Below are 14,038 nucleotides of genomic sequence, written 5' to 3' on the forward strand. Positions count from 1 at the left end.
GCGCCCGTGCCGGTTCAGCCTTGCAGCACGCGCTGCAGGCGCTGCGCCACCCAGCGCTCGGAGAAGCCGTCACCGCGCCAGTTTTCCAGGAAGCCACAGTGTCCGCCCCAGCTGGCGGTTTCCAGATGCGCCTGGTGCGGCAGCTGCCAGTCGCTGAAGGTCGCGTAGGGGATCACCGGGTCGTCCTGCGCCATCAGGATGTCGGCCGGCACCTGCAACGTGGACAGGCGATCACCGGCAATCGAGTAGCCATCGAAATAGGCCTGCAACGAACCGAAACTGGTGTGGCGCTCGACCAGCCAGGCGGTCAGCGCGCGGATGTCCAGTTTCAGTACGCGGTCGTCGCAGTCGCTCAGTTCGGGGAACAGGTCGCGCTTGCGCCGCAGCGAACCGGCCCACTTGCGGCGGAAGTACCAGTCGTACATCGCCGGGCCGTTCTCGATGCTCTCCATGGTCAGCGCCGGGTCCAACACCGGGCATACCGAGGCCACGCGCAGCAGCGGCACGCCGGCCGCTGGCGCGCGCAGGGCCAGGCGCAGCACGAAGTTGCCGCCCAGCGAGTAACCGGCGGCCACCAGCGGCAACTGCGGCCAGCGCTGGGCGATATCGCCCGCGGCATGCACCACTTCGTCGATCAGGTTGGAGTGGAAGATGCCAGGGTTGAGATGATGGGTATTGCCGTGGTCGCGGAAATTCAGCCGCACCACGTCGAAGCCCTGTTCGAGCATGCGCGCGGCCGCCATGCGCATGTAGCTGGATTCGGCGCTGCCTTCCCAGCCGTGCAGCAGCAGGGCCATGCCTTTGGGTTCGCGGCCTTCGATGTGGCTGTGCCAGCCTTGCAGGCGCACGCCATCACCGCCGTCGAGGATCAGTTCTTCGCTGATCGCGCCGGTCGCGGCCAGCAGCAGCAGGCCGCGCTGCAGGCGCATGCGGCTGGAGCTGAGCATCGATTGCAGGTGCGGGTTGCGCAGCCAGCGCGGCGGCTGGTAGTCAGCCGCGTGCAACGTCGGCGTGCCGGCGTCCAGGACGGGTAGCGGGATCAGGGCCACCGCACCCTCACTCGGTGCTCATGGCCGCCACGATGCGCGCGCGCGACGTCTCCGCGATGCGCCGACGGCCTTCCAGGTCCTGCGCACCGATCGGTGTCAGGAAGTGCACTTCTGCACGCCGCGCCGGCTCACCGAGCAGGCGCAGGAAATTGGCGAAGAAACTCTCGCCGGGGCCGAACGCGACAATGGTCTGCGCATCGCCCTTGAGCCCGTACACCAGTGCCACCGGCTGCACCGGCACGCCGGTTTCAACCGCGGCCTGGAAGATGCGGGCATGGAACGGGCCTACTTCGTGGCCGCCGCGGGTGCGCCCTTCCGGGAACACGCCCACCGCCTTGCCTTCGCGCAGGCGGTCAGCCATCACCTGCATCACGCCACCGAGCGATTCGGTGTTGCCGCGCTGGTGGAAGATGGTCTGGCCACGCGCGGCCAGCCAGCCGACCAGCGGCCAGCTGGCGATCTCGCGCTTGGCGACAAAGCCCATCATGCGCTGGCTGTGCAGGATGCAGATGTCGACCCAGCTGACGTGGTTGGCGACGAACAGCACGGCGCCGGGCAGCGGCGTGCCGATCTGCACCAGGCGGAAGCCGAAGATCCACATCAGCCCGCCCTGCCACCAGTTGACCACTTTGGCCCCCAGGGTCGCCTCGCCCGCGCGCAGTTCGCCCCACGGCCGAAGCATGCCGATCAGGATGAGCGGCAGGAACACGATGATGTGGACCAACAGCAGCGGTACGCGGTACAGGTAACGGCACACACGCGCCACGCCGCCGCGGGGGGCCGGAGTGGGGGAAGTCATCCGCGCACGATACCGGAGGGCCGTCATCGCTGCCAGCCGATTTAGGCCATAACACCCATCAACCGGGGCAATCGGCGGGGAACGCTGGGTTCCGCTGCCGTCACCGGCCGTCCGGGGCTCAGCCGTGGCCGGCCGCCACCACCGCCAGGGTCAGCCGCGAGATGCACACCAGGCGGCCCTGCTCGTCCTCGATGCGGATCTCCCACAGCTGGGTGCTGCGGCCGACGTGCAGTGCACGTGCGGTGCCGGTCACGGTGCCCGAGCGAACGGCGCGTACATGGTTGGCGTTGATCTCCAGCCCTACGCAGATCTGTTTGGCCGTATCCACGCACAGGTTGCCGGCGCTGCTGCCCAGGGTCTCGGCCAGCACCACCGACGCGCCGCCATGCAGGATGCCGTAGGGCTGGCGGGTGCGCTCGTCCACCGGCATGGTGGCCTGCAGCCAATCGTCGCCGGCCGCGCTGAAGACGATGCCCAGCGACTCGATCGCGGTGTTGCGGCTGAGCGTGTTGAGCTGCTCGAGGGAAACGGCTTCGCGGAACACCAGGGTCATGCGGGCACCTTCAGAGGATGGGAACGAGGCCGGCGCCGAATGCGGTCAGCATTCGGACCAGCAGCCATTTCGGGCCGACATTGACCTCGGGGAAATCGCCCACGGCGACATAGCAGCGGTGGAAGTCCGGGTCCTGCCGGGGCAGCGGCTGCGGGCAGTCCGGGCCGGGCTTGAACTCGTAGTCGGTGGCATAGCGCCACGGCCAGAAGTCGAGGATCGGCAGTGCCTCGGAGGCCTTGCCGACGCTGTAGTTGAGCCCGGACAGCACCGGCGGCTTGGCCCGCGGCGCCACCGTCCACGAGTTCTGCGGGTGGGTATCGCGCAGGATGCTCTCGGCCAGCTGCTCGGCGAAGGCCGGGTCGTCGATGATCACCGCACCTTCGGTGTTGTAGTTCTCGCTGCGCGGATCGAAGTTGTGGGTGCCGACCACGCCGATGCGGCGGTCGACCACCAGCGACTTGGCATGCAGGCCCATGCGCGCGCCCTTGCGGGTGACCGGCAACGGCTTGTTGACCGCCTTGCTGCCCAGGAAGGAGGGCCGGGTCTCGGTGCGCAGCAGGCGGGTCTCGACCTCGCTGCCGGCCGCGCGGCGGCGCTCGCGCGCGTTCTGGTAGGCACTGCCGGTGCGCGGGTGGTTCACCGGCCCCTGCTTGCCGGTGGGTGCCGGATGCTCATCGCGATCGCGGCTGTCGCCGGCATTGCTGCCCGCGGCGCTGCCGCCAATCAGCGGATTGCGCCCGCCGTCGTCGTCACCTCCGGGCGCGGCGATCGGATCTGGCAACAGGTTGCGGTAGTCGACCGGTGCATCCAGCGGGAACGGCTTGTATTCGAAGATGTTGAAGCCCAGTTCGCGCATGTTGCGCCGCTTGTACTTGTACGACAGCGCATACACGATCGGGTTGTCGGTGGCCGCCAGGCTGTTGCTGGACACCACCACCCGCGGCGGCTGCGGGCGCTTGCGCAGCTCGCGGAACAGCTTCTGCGCCGGCTTGGACAACACCAGGTACGGCGTCTGCAGGATCACCTCCTCCTGCGCGCCGGCGATCAGCGCATCCAGCTGCGGCTCGGTCACGTGCTGGCCCGCCAGTGGCGCATCGGCCTTCTCGCGCCGGTGCTTGCGTGGCAGGTCGGCGACATAGCGCACCGAGGCCACCGGCAACGCGGTATCGACGAAGGAACGGCTGACGAAGTCCATGTCATTGGCTTCGGCACTGACCCGCTGCACCCGCTCGGGGCGGCGGAAGCTGGCCGGCGGCAGGGTCGGCACGCCCTCGCGCAGCAGGGTGCGGCCGACATCGTTCAGGCGCTCGGCCGGCACGCTGCGCCTGGCATGCCAGAAGGCATCGAAGTTGGCGGCCATCGCCCGCGCCTCCGGGCCGGCGATCAGCACGTCGCGGTCGCGGAAGTTGTACTCGCGGTCCCAGTCGTAATAGTCGTCCTGGTAGTTGCGGCCACCGACCACGCCGATCGCATCGTCGATCACCAGCAGCTTGTTGTGCATGCGCTGGTTGAAGCGGCGGAAGCAGCACAGCACGCTGCCGGCATAGTCGAAGTAGTTCAGCCGGGCCTTGCCGAAGGTCGGGTTGTAGACCCGCAGCTGGAAGTTCTGGTGCGCGCTGGACAGCGCGCCGAGGATCTGCAGGTCGGAGATCGCCGAGAGCTGATCGATCAGCACGCGCACCTTCACCCCGCGCCGCGATGCAGCCAGCAGCTCGTCGATGACCAGCCGGGCGCTGTCGTCCTTGTCGAAGATGTAGGTCTGCAGGTCGATGCTGCGGGTGGCGCTGCGCAGCAGGTTCAGGCGCGCCACCAGCGCACCTTCGCCCTCGTCGAGCAGGGTGGCGTAGTGGCGCGGCTGTTCCGGGGTGGATTCGGTGAACGCCCGGCCGGCCAGCGCACGCAGCGGTGAGTCCTGCGCGCAGCGGTCGGCGCGCTGGCAGCCGACCACGGTCGAGCGCGCCTGCACGGCGATCGCTTCGGCGCGGTCGCGCTCGGCATGCGAAAGCGATGCACAACCGCTGCCCAGCAACACCGTTGCCAGCGCCAGTAAACGCAGCAGGAGGTTCACGGTTTCGGCGCCTCGCTCAGGCGCGCACGCAATACGAAGGTCACTCGGTCACTCAGGGCTAGCTGCCAGCTGTCCATTCCATACCGGCCTCGCTGCACGGTACCGCGGCTGACGACATCGCAATCATAGCCGGGTCGGGCGCACTCCGCCTTCTCGACCCGCAGCGACTCGGGATGGCTGACGCCGCGCAGGGTCAGCCGGCCGTTGATGTCGCCCCCCTGTTCCACCGTCTCCGGCCAGTACGGCAGCGAGTCGAACTCGACCACCGGATGGCGCCCTGCATCGAAGAACTCTTCGCCGCGCATCCAGCCGGTGTAGCGCGCCTTGCCAGGGATCTCCACCGAACGGGTGAACATCTTCAGGTGCACCTGGTGGCGCCCGTCGGACAGGATCTCGATGCGCCCCTCGAAGTGCGGGAATACGCCTTCGATGCGCTGGCCGAAACGGGTCCGCACCTCGAAACCGATCCGCGAGCGCTGGGTATCCAGGCGCAGTACCCGCGGCGCTTCGGCGGACACCGGCGGCAACGGGGTTGGTGGGGGCACAGCCGCCCAGGCCGGGCCAAGCGCCAGCAACGCGGGCAGCAGGAAGCGGCTGCGCCGCGCCTGGCTCATCGGATCACGGCCACCAGAACGCGTTCAGGCTGGCCACGCCCGGCTCGATCGAGACCTCGCGCGGGAAGCCGAGGACGGCCACGCCGCCCGGCGGCATGCCCCGGTAGTCGCTGCTGGTGCCGTCGGTCATCAGGGCCACCAGCTGCTCCAGGCCCGGGTTGTGGCCCACGATCAGCACCCGGTCCAGGTCGCGACGTTCGTCCACCAGCGCCGCCAGGGTGCCCGGGGTGGCTTCGTAGATCCGGTCTTCCAGGCGCTTCTCGACATAGCCGATGGCCGTCATCACCGCTTCCAGGGTCTCACGGGTACGTCGCGACGGCGAGCACAGCACGCAGTCCGGCAGCAGGTTGTTTTCCTTCAACCACTTGCCGGCGGCTTCAGCTTCGGCCAGCCCCACCGGCGACAGCGGCCGGTCGAGGTCGGCCTGGCCGGAAACGGCGGGTTCGGCATGGGCATGGCGCAGCAGGATCAGTTCACGCATCGCGGGTTTCCATGGAGAAGAGGATGCAGCAGGAGAAGTGAGGCAGGCATCAAAGCTTGAGCCAGGACAGCAGCGGTTCCCAGTCCGCCTGGTGTTCGCGCACCTGGGCGGAGCGATAGTCGAACAGGCTGCGGCCCAGGCCGGTCATGACCACGTAGCTCTGGCTGTCACGCAGCTGCGCGACCACCGGGTACGGCCATTCGGCCAGCATCTGCAATGCCTGCTGCGAGGTCTGGGTCCAGGGTTTGGTGCGGTTGAGGACCAGCCCTACCGGCAGCTTGCGGCTGTGCACGCGCGGGTTCTGGGCCAGGCTGTTGAGGAAGCCGACGATGGCTTCGATATCCAGCGCCGAGGGCAGCACCGGCACCACCACGGCGTCGGCCGCGTCCAGGAAATGGGGGATATCGTCGGCCAGCGCACCGGCGGGTGCATCAATGATGACGGTATCGGTACCGTCGGGCAGCTTCTGCGCCCACTGCTTCTTCCGATACACATCGATGGGGAGCACCGCGCTTTCCAGCCCGGCACGCCGTTGTGCCCAGCGGGTGCTGGAGCCCTGCGGGTCGGCATCGGCGATCACCGTGGCCTTGCCCTGCAATGCCGCGTACGCGGCCAGGTGGGTGGCGACGGTGGTCTTGCCCACCCCGCCCTTGGAACCGGCCACCAGGATCGTCTTCATGCCAGCCTCGCTTCCGGGTACGTGCCCCGAGCGTACACCGGCGGTGGTGACGGGAGGTAGCGCCGTGCTGAACCCGTGGCCATCGCCTTTGCTATCGTGGCGCCCCCGAAGGATCGAACCGGCATGAGCGAACTGCAGGACCTGAGCGCACTGATCCGCGCCAATACCCCCCTGATCGTGATCGAGACCCAGGATGAGGGGCGCATCGTTGAACTGTTCCGGCAGACGCTGATGCACGTGTGGCGGGCCCTGCACCGCTGGTCCATCACCGAGGGCCTGCGCCGCATCGACCTGGACCGCGAGGATCCGCCGGTCGGCCCGCCCGATGCCAGCGCCGCGCTGCAGATGATCCGCCAGGCTGATCAGCGCGGTGTCTACCTGCTGCTCGATTTCCACCCCTACCTGGGCTATGCCAGCCACCAGCGCGCACTGCGCGACCTGATCCAGCGCCGCCACAGCGAACCGCACGTGCTGGTGCTGATCGGCGCCAAGGTCGAGCTGCCGGCCGAGCTGGAAGCACTGGCGGTGCGCTTCAACCCGCGCCTGCCCGATGCCAACGCCCTGCTGAAGATGCTGCGCGAGGAGGCCGACGCCTATGCGCGCGAACACGGCGGCCGCCGCGTCGAGGTCGACAGCGAGGCGGTGAAGAAGATCCTGAAGAACCTGCAGGGCCTGAGCCTGGTCGATGCCCGCCGCATCGCCCGCCAGCTGATCTACGCCGATGGCGCGCTGCGCGACGACGACCTGCCGCAGCTGGCACGGCTGAAGTTCGAGCTGCTCAACCGCAGCGGCCACCTGTTCTTCGAGCACGACAGCGCACGCTTCGGCGACGTGGCCGGCGCCAACCGGCTCAAGCGCTGGATCAGCCAGCGCCGGGTGGCCTTCATCGCCGGCTCGGCACCGGCCGGCCTGGACCCGCCGCGCGGCATGTTGCTGCTGGGCGTGCAGGGCTGCGGCAAATCGATGCTGGCCAAGGCCACCGCCGCCGGCTTCGGTGTACCGCTGCTGCGCCTGGACGTGGGTGCGCTGTACAACAAGTACCACGGCGAGACCGAGGCCAACCTGCGCCAGGCGCTGGCCTCGGCCGAGCAGCTGGCGCCCTGCGTGTTGTGGATGGACGAGATCGAGAAGGGCCTGGCCAGTGGTGGCGAGGACGGTGGCGTATCGCGCCGCGTGCTCGGCTACCTGCTGACCTGGATGGCCGAACGCAAGGCGCCGGTCTTCATCGTCGCCACCGCCAACCAGGTGCACGAACTGCCGGCCGAGCTGCTGCGCAAGGGCCGTTTCGACGAGATCTTCTTCGTCGACCTGCCCACCCCCGAAGTGCGCGTGGAACTGCTGCGGCTGCATCTGGGGCGACGCCAGCTCAATGGGGACGACTTTGCACTGCCGGCGTTGGCGGCCGCGGCGAATGGTTTCTCCGGCGCGGAGATCGAGCAGGCGATCGTGGCCGGACTGTACGCAGCGCACGCCGAAGGCCGGCCGCTGGACACCGAGCTGCTGATGAACGAGATCCGCGCGACGAGGCCGCTGTCGGTGCTGATGGCCGAGCAGGTCGAGGCCTTGCGCGCGTGGGCGTCGGGGCGGACGGTTTCCGCGGACGATTGAGGTTTCCCGCGAACGGCGCAGCCCCTCGTGGTTGGTCGCTCAAAGCGACAGTCGTGGTTGGCCGGGTGGGTAGGCTGCGCAGGGGGCGCTGCAAGTACGTCCCTGTAAGCTCGGTCGCCGCATCCATGCGGCTCACGCCCCTGCGCAGCCTACCCACCCGCCCCCTGACAGTTTCCGGGGGCGTCCGCCACGGAGAAGAAAAAAGATGATCAAAAGCAAAAGCCGGTCGGCTGGCCGCTTTCTGTAGAGCCGAGCCCACGCTCGGCTGCATTTCGATCAGATATCGAATAGTTGATTCCGATGCGGATTCATCCACGCATGGCGTGGATCTACCCACCGCCGCCGATAACCTGTCGGGGTCGACGCGGTCTGGGGCTGCAGGACCGATGGCGCCATGGATGGCGCCATCGAGCCCCCATGGGTGAGGGCGCTTTGCTTGCGAAGCACTGCTTCGCAAGCGCCCGAACGCCCAGCCTCCAGCGGCTGGGCCGGGCCGCGGAGCGGGGTTTACGGCGTGTCCTGCCAACCCACACCACCCCGCCATCCCGCGGATTGCCCGCTGTTGCTGTTGCTTCGGCTGTTGCCTCTGCGGGTGCCGGGTGCAACCCGGCGCAACCCCCTCCCTCAGGGCCAGGCCGGCGGCGCGGCCGCCCAGGCCTGCTGCACTTCGGCCAGCGAGGCACGCTCGTCGTCGCGCCACAACGGCAGCAACTGCGCATAGCGGCTGCTGTCGCTCCATTGCGTCGGCTCGGTACGCACTGCGGCGGCATACCACTGCACCGCCTCCTGCTTCTGCCCGGCCCGCCACAGCGCCAGCGCATAGGTCGGTGGCAACCAGCCCGGCTTGCTCAGCGAACCACCGGCAGCGGCCTGCCATTGCTCCAGGGCGGCTTCGGGCTGGCCCTGACGCAGCAGGTCCCAGCCGTAGTTCCAGCGCACGCCACGGCCCAGGCTGCCCTGCACCGGCGCATCCTTCAGCGCTTCGCGATACAGCTGTTCACCCAGTTCGGTACGGCCCTGGGCAATGGCCACCGACGCCAGCTGCACGGTGGCCTCCACGGTCCGCCGGCCGCGCTCGCGCTGCTTGAGCAGCTGCGCCACCAGCTCATCCCCGTCGGACTGGACCACGATCATGGGCACGGCGGCCGCATCGCTGTCGAAATAGAACTCCTGTGGTGCCGGCACCGCCGGCGCGGCCCACACCGGGGCCGTTCCCGAGACCAGCAACATGCTGCCCAGGATCTTTCCTGCAACTGACATCCCTTCTCCCCAGGCCGCAACCGCAGCCCCCTCTCTCTCTCCCCGATCCTAACCCCAGCATGGCCGCCGGCGCGAGTGCCGGGGCGGCCGGGCCTCGCTGCTACAATTCGCGCCTTTCCCGTCGCGTGCCTGCACGCGGCCGGTGCCAGCCGATCCTGACCGGGCCAGCCATGACCAGTACCGCGCAACTCACGTCGCCCTCCTCCACCGACCTGATCGACCGTGACTACACGCTCGACCACAAGTACACCCGCAACGAGGGGCGGATCTATCTGAGTGGCGTGCAGGCGCTGGTGAAGCTGCCGCTGATGCAGCGGCTGCGCGACGCACACGAAGGCATCGACAGCGCCGGCTTCGTCAGCGGCTACCGCGGCAGCCCGCTGGGCGGCTTCGACCTGGAGCTGTGGCGCGCACGCAAACACCTCGACGCGGCCAAGGTGAAGTTCACCCCCGGCCTGAACGAGGACCTGGGCGCCACCATGGTGTGGGGCACCCAGCAGACCAACCTGTTCCCCGGCGCCAACGTGCAGGGCGTGTTCGGCATGTGGTACGGCAAGGGCCCGGGCGTGGACCGCTGCGGCGACGTGTTCAAGCACGCCAATGCCGCCGGCACCTCGCGCTACGGCGGGGTGCTGGCACTGGCCGCCGATGACCATGCCTGCCGCAGTTCAACCCTGCCGCATGGCAGCGAGGACGAGTTCGTCAGCGCGATGATGCCGGTACTGAATCCGGCCGGTGTGCAGGACATCCTCGACATGGGCCTGCTGGGCTGGGCGATGAGCCGCTATACCGGGCGCTGGGTCGGCTTCAAGACGATCGCCGAGACAGTCGAATCGTCGGCCTCGGTCGAGGTCGACCCGATGGCGCGCCGCATCGTGCTGCCGGAAGACTTCGAGATGCCGACCGGCGGGCTCAACATCCGCTGGCCGGACCCGCCGCTGGACCAGGAAATGCGCCTGCACCGCTATGCGGTGAAGGCCGCACAGGCGTTCGCCCGCGCCAACGGCATCGACAAGGTGGTGATGGACGCGCCGCGCGCGCGGCTGGGCATCGTCACCACCGGCAAGAGCTACCTGGACGTGCTGCAGGCGCTGGAATACCTGGGCCTGGACGAAGCCGCCTGCGCCGACATCGGCATCCGCGTGTACAAGGTCGGCATGACCTGGCCGCTGGAGCCGCAGGGCATCGCGCGCTTCGCGCAGGGCCTGGAAGACATCATCGTGGTGGAGGAAAAGCGTGCCTTCATCGAGCGTCAGATGAAGGAACAGTTCTTCAACTGGCCGGCCAGCTGGGGCCAGCGCCCGTCCATCGTCGGCAAGTATGACGAGACTGGCGAATGGATCCTGCCGTCCACCGGCGAGCTGACCCCGGCCACCATCGCCGGCGTGATCGGCCGCCGCATCCAGAAGTTCTTCAACAACGCATCGATCGAGCAGCGGCTGCAGTGGATGCAGGAGAAGGAAGCCGAGCTTGCGTTGCCGCGCGCCAGCTTCCCGCGCGTACCGCATTACTGCTCGGGCTGCCCGCACAACACCTCCACCAACGTGCCGGAAGGCTCGCGTGCGCTGGCCGGCATTGGTTGCCATTACATGGTGACCTGGATGGACCGCAGCACCGACACCTTCACCCACATGGGCGGCGAAGGCGTGACCTGGGCCGGGCAGGCGCCGTTCACCGATACCCCGCACGTGTTCCAGAACCTCGGCGACGGCACCTACTTCCACAGCGGCTCGCTGGCGATCCGCCAGGCGGTCGCCGCCGGCGTCAACATCACCTACAAGATCCTCTACAACGATGCGGTGGCGATGACCGGCGGCCAGCCGGTGGACGGTCCGCTGAGCGTGCCGGACATTGCAAAGCAGATGCGCGCCGAAGGCATCCACACCATCGTGGTGCTGTCGGACAACATCGGCAAGTGGACCGGCCAGCGCGAGCACTTCCCCAGCGACGTCGAGTTCCATGACCGCAGCGAACTGGACGAAGTGCAGAAGCGCCTGCGCGAAGTAAAGGGTGTGTCGATCCTGATCTACGAACAGACCTGCGCCACCGAGAAGCGTCGCCGCCGCAAGCGAGGCAAGCTGGAAGACCCGCAGAAGCGGGTGATGATCAACTCGCTGGTCTGCGAAGGCTGCGGTGACTGCGGGAAGAAGAGCTTCTGCGTGTCGGTGCTGCCGAAGGAAACCGAGTTCGGGCGCAAGCGCGAGATCGACCAGTCCAACTGCAACAAGGACTATTCCTGCGTGAACGGCTTCTGCCCCAGCTTCGTCACCGTGCACGGTGGCCAGCCGCGCAAAGGCAGCAAGCGCGATGCGTCCACGCTGCTGGACAACCTGCCGGCGCCGACCCTCCGCGGCAGCCTGGAACAGCCCTGGAACATCCTGATCACCGGCGTCGGCGGTACCGGCGTGGTGACCATCGGTGCGCTGCTGGGCATGGCCGGCCACCTGGAAGGCAAGGGTGCAACCGTGCTCGACCAGACCGGCCTGGCGCAGAAGGGCGGCGCGGTGACCACGCATATCCGCATTGCCCGTCGCCCTGAAGACATCCATGCCGTGCGTATCGCCGCTGGCGAGGCCGACCTGGTGCTGGGCTGCGACATGGTGGTGGTCAATGACTACTGGGCACTGTCGAAGGTGCGTGCCGGCCGTTCGCAGGTGGTGCTGAACACCTACGAAGCGATGCCGGGCACCTTCACCACCCGCCCGGACATGCAGTTCCCCGCCGCCGACATCATCGCCGGCGTGCGCGTGGCACTGGGCGGCCAGGAGCCGCTGCTGCTCGATGCCACCCAGCTGGCCACCGCGCTGCTGGGCGATGCCATTGCCGCCAACCTGTTCATCCTCGGCTACGCCTGGCAGCAGGGCCTGGTGCCGCTGTCGTTCGATTCACTGATGCGCGCCATCGAGCTCAATGGCGCCGCCGTGGCGATGAACCAGCAGGCCTTCGCCTGGGGCCGCCTGGCCGTGGTCGATCCGCAGGCCGTGCAGCAGGCGGCCGGCCTGGTGCGCAACCGCCATACCGATACCGAATCCACCCCGGGCCCGCTGCATCCGCTGCCGCCAGGCGAGTGGGAGGGCAATGAATGGGGTGCCACTGCGGCACCGCGCAACACCGGCGACGAACGCGAACTGCGTGGCCTGCCCTCGCACGGTGGCGACGTGGCGTTCCTGCCGCTGGACGACGCCCGCCTGTCGCGCTCGCTGGATGAAATGATCGAGCGCCGCGCCGCGTTCCTGGTCGAGTACCAGGATGCCGCCTACGCCAAGCGCTACCGTGACCTGGTAGCGCGCGTACGCGCCACCGAAGCCGACCGCATCGGCGGTTCCACTGCGCTGACCGAGACCGTGGCGCGCTACCTGTTCAAGCTGATGGCCTACAAGGACGAGTACGAAGTGGCGCGCCTGTACACCAGCGGTGACTTCCAGCGCCGCCTGCAGCAGCAGTTCGAGGGCGACTACCAGCTGCGCTTCCATCTGGCACCGCCGCTGTTCGCGAAGAAGGACGAGCAGGGACGGCTGTTGAAGAAGGAATACGGCCCGTGGATGTTCAAGGTCTTCGGTCTGTTGGCGAAGCTGAAGTTCCTGCGTGGCGGCCGCTTCGATGTGTTCGGACGCACCGAGGAGCGCCGCATGGAGCGCAAGCTGATTGCTGATTACGAGGCGACGGTGCAGATGCTGCTGGACGGGCTGGAGGATGACCGTCTGTCGCTGGCGGTGGAGATTGCCAGCATTCCCGAGCACATCCGCGGCTTCGGCCATGTCAAGGAAGCGCATTTCGAGCAGGCCAAGGCGCGCGAAGCGGCCCTGCTGGCGCAGTGGCGCAATCCGAAGGCGCTGCATATCGTGCAGGTGGCCTGAAGGTGGTGCCGGCCGCTGGCCGGCATCTTCCTGGCAATCGGTTGCCGGCCAACGGCCGGCACTGCCGGTGGTTCACCCCAACCGCCACAGCAATAGCCGGTTATTGGCCGGCATCGCCACGTCACCCAACCGGGTAAACCCGTTGTCCGCCGCCAGCGCCTGCACCGCTTCGCTGTCACGGATACCGCTGCGCGGGTCGCGCGCCTTCAGCCAGGCATCGAACTGCGCATTGCTGTCACTGGTATAGCGGCCGCCATAGTTGAACGGACCGTAGATCGCCAGCAGCGCACCGTGACGCAACAGTGGCGGCAGCGCGCCGAACAGCACCTGCACGTACTCCCAGCCCATGATGTGCAGCGTGTTGGCGCTGAATGCGGCGTCGAACGTGCTGCTTTCTGGAAGGTCCAGGCCCGTTGCCGGTGGCAGCTCCACCTGCAGCGCCACCGGCGGCAGCAGGTTCAGCAGCGCGGCCTCCGCACGCCAGGCTTCGATGCCGGGCAGATGGTCCGGATGGTCGCTGGGCTGCCAGCGCAGCCATGGCCAGCGCTCGGCGAAGAAGGCTGCGTGCTGGCCGGTACCACTGCCGATCTCCAGCACCCGATGGCGGTCGCCCATCCACGGGTCGAGTGCGGTGGCGATGGGTTCGCGGTTGCGCTCGCAGGCTTCTGAATACGGCTTGCTCGACATCAGGACGGTGTCCAGGCGGGGTCGGCCCCATTGTGCACGAGGGGGTGTCTGCAGGGCTTGCAGCCCTGCACCCGCCGGAGCCAGAGCCAGAGCCAGAGCAACGTCAAAAGCTGGCATTCCGTGGGATGGCAGGGTTGGTCCGGTTGCGGGGGACGCCGTAAACCCGTCCTTGGGGGCTTGGCCGCGGCATCCATGCCGCAGCCAAGCCCGCAGCCGGACCCACCCCGCCTTCGACAGTTTCCAGCGATCTGTTGGAACGGCTCTTGGGGTCAGATCCGTTTTCCGCAGGAAAACGGATCTGACCCCGGATTCATTTCGATATCTGACAGAAAAATCGTGTCGACCAAGGTCGACACCTACCAACAGCCGCAGGAATCTGTCAG

At 67.9% G+C, this 14,038-nt stretch carries 11 protein-coding genes; 2 read left to right on the forward strand and 9 right to left on the reverse strand.

The window, feature by feature from the left end; all coding sequences use genetic code 11:
* Window positions 1-14: 14 nt before the first annotated feature.
* The 7 genes from N5E02_RS03035 to N5E02_RS03065 form a co-directional block, all read right to left on the reverse strand.
* Window positions 15-1,004 carry an alpha/beta fold hydrolase gene (locus tag N5E02_RS03035; protein WP_050562730.1) on the reverse strand — a complete coding sequence of 330 codons (990 nt, stop codon included), beginning with the start codon at window positions 1,002-1,004 and terminating at the stop codon, window positions 15-17.
* Between the two features lie 52 nt (window positions 1,005-1,056).
* On the reverse strand, window positions 1,057-1,848 hold the full coding sequence (locus tag N5E02_RS03040) for a lysophospholipid acyltransferase family protein (RefSeq protein ID WP_279945814.1): 792 nt from the start codon (window positions 1,846-1,848) through the stop codon (window positions 1,057-1,059).
* A gap of 118 nt (window positions 1,849-1,966) precedes the next feature.
* Complete coding sequence (locus N5E02_RS03045) at window positions 1,967-2,401, reverse strand: hotdog fold thioesterase (protein WP_049414459.1); 435 nt, start codon at window positions 2,399-2,401, stop codon at window positions 1,967-1,969.
* Between the two features lie 10 nt (window positions 2,402-2,411).
* Window positions 2,412-4,469, reverse strand: a complete 2,058-nt coding sequence (locus N5E02_RS03050; RefSeq protein ID WP_262090518.1) for a phospholipase D family protein — start codon at window positions 4,467-4,469, stop codon at window positions 2,412-2,414.
* On the reverse strand, window positions 4,466-5,083 hold the full coding sequence (locus N5E02_RS03055) for a YceI family protein (RefSeq protein ID WP_005420984.1): 618 nt from the start codon (window positions 5,081-5,083) through the stop codon (window positions 4,466-4,468). Before N5E02_RS03055 ends, N5E02_RS03050 begins: the two co-directional genes overlap by 4 nt.
* A gap of 4 nt (window positions 5,084-5,087) precedes the next feature.
* The gene (locus N5E02_RS03060) at window positions 5,088-5,564 is read right to left on the reverse strand and encodes a histidine phosphatase family protein (protein ID WP_005420985.1); all 477 of its coding nucleotides are present in this window, start codon (window positions 5,562-5,564) and stop codon (window positions 5,088-5,090) included.
* A gap of 49 nt (window positions 5,565-5,613) precedes the next feature.
* Window positions 5,614-6,243, reverse strand: a complete 630-nt coding sequence (locus tag N5E02_RS03065) for a ParA family protein (protein ID WP_005420986.1) — start codon at window positions 6,241-6,243, stop codon at window positions 5,614-5,616.
* A 123-nt stretch (window positions 6,244-6,366) separates the two neighbouring features.
* Between N5E02_RS03065 and N5E02_RS03070 the strand changes: the two genes are divergently transcribed.
* Window positions 6,367-7,851 carry an AAA family ATPase gene (locus tag N5E02_RS03070; protein ID WP_005420987.1) on the forward strand — a complete coding sequence of 495 codons (1,485 nt, stop codon included), beginning with the start codon at window positions 6,367-6,369 and terminating at the stop codon, window positions 7,849-7,851.
* A gap of 624 nt (window positions 7,852-8,475) precedes the next feature.
* Here the strand turns inward: N5E02_RS03070 and N5E02_RS03075 are convergent.
* Entirely contained in the window at window positions 8,476-9,111 is a 636-nt protein-coding gene (locus N5E02_RS03075) for a tetratricopeptide repeat protein (RefSeq protein WP_139726577.1), read from the reverse strand.
* 170 nt (window positions 9,112-9,281) lie between these two features.
* On the opposite strand from N5E02_RS03075, the gene N5E02_RS03080 reads away from it, so the two are divergent.
* Window positions 9,282-12,968, forward strand: a complete 3,687-nt coding sequence (locus N5E02_RS03080; RefSeq protein ID WP_139726576.1) for an indolepyruvate ferredoxin oxidoreductase family protein — start codon at window positions 9,282-9,284, stop codon at window positions 12,966-12,968.
* 72 nt (window positions 12,969-13,040) lie between these two features.
* Here the strand turns inward: N5E02_RS03080 and N5E02_RS03085 are convergent, their stop codons facing one another.
* Window positions 13,041-13,655 carry a DUF938 domain-containing protein gene (locus tag N5E02_RS03085; protein ID WP_005420993.1) on the reverse strand — a complete coding sequence of 205 codons (615 nt, stop codon included), beginning with the start codon at window positions 13,653-13,655 and terminating at the stop codon, window positions 13,041-13,043.
* Window positions 13,656-14,038 lie beyond the last annotated feature (383 nt).

Origin of the sequence: Stenotrophomonas sp. GD03777, assembly GCF_029842485.1 — a bacterium.
GTDB classification, from domain to species: Bacteria; Pseudomonadota; Gammaproteobacteria; order Xanthomonadales; family Xanthomonadaceae; genus Stenotrophomonas; species Stenotrophomonas sepilia.

What these genes read in the sequence shown, in the direction of transcription:
- N5E02_RS03085 (WP_005420993.1), bottom strand. Translation starts at nt 13,655, where the DNA reads ATGTCGAGCAAGCCGTATTCAGAAGCCTGCGAGCGCAACCGCGAACCC.
- N5E02_RS03080 (WP_139726576.1), top strand. Translation starts at nt 9,282, where the DNA reads ATGACCAGTACCGCGCAACTCACGTCGCCCTCCTCCACCGACCTGATC.
- N5E02_RS03045 (WP_049414459.1), bottom strand. Translation starts at nt 2,401, where the DNA reads ATGACCCTGGTGTTCCGCGAAGCCGTTTCCCTCGAGCAGCTCAACACG.
- N5E02_RS03075 (WP_139726577.1), bottom strand. Translation starts at nt 9,111, where the DNA reads ATGTCAGTTGCAGGAAAGATCCTGGGCAGCATGTTGCTGGTCTCGGGA.
- N5E02_RS03070 (WP_005420987.1), top strand. Translation starts at nt 6,367, where the DNA reads ATGAGCGAACTGCAGGACCTGAGCGCACTGATCCGCGCCAATACCCCC.
- N5E02_RS03055 (WP_005420984.1), bottom strand. Translation starts at nt 5,083, where the DNA reads ATGAGCCAGGCGCGGCGCAGCCGCTTCCTGCTGCCCGCGTTGCTGGCG.
- N5E02_RS03060 (WP_005420985.1), bottom strand. Translation starts at nt 5,564, where the DNA reads ATGCGTGAACTGATCCTGCTGCGCCATGCCCATGCCGAACCCGCCGTT.
- N5E02_RS03040 (WP_279945814.1), bottom strand. Translation starts at nt 1,848, where the DNA reads ATGACTTCCCCCACTCCGGCCCCCCGCGGCGGCGTGGCGCGTGTGTGC.
- N5E02_RS03065 (WP_005420986.1), bottom strand. Translation starts at nt 6,243, where the DNA reads ATGAAGACGATCCTGGTGGCCGGTTCCAAGGGCGGGGTGGGCAAGACC.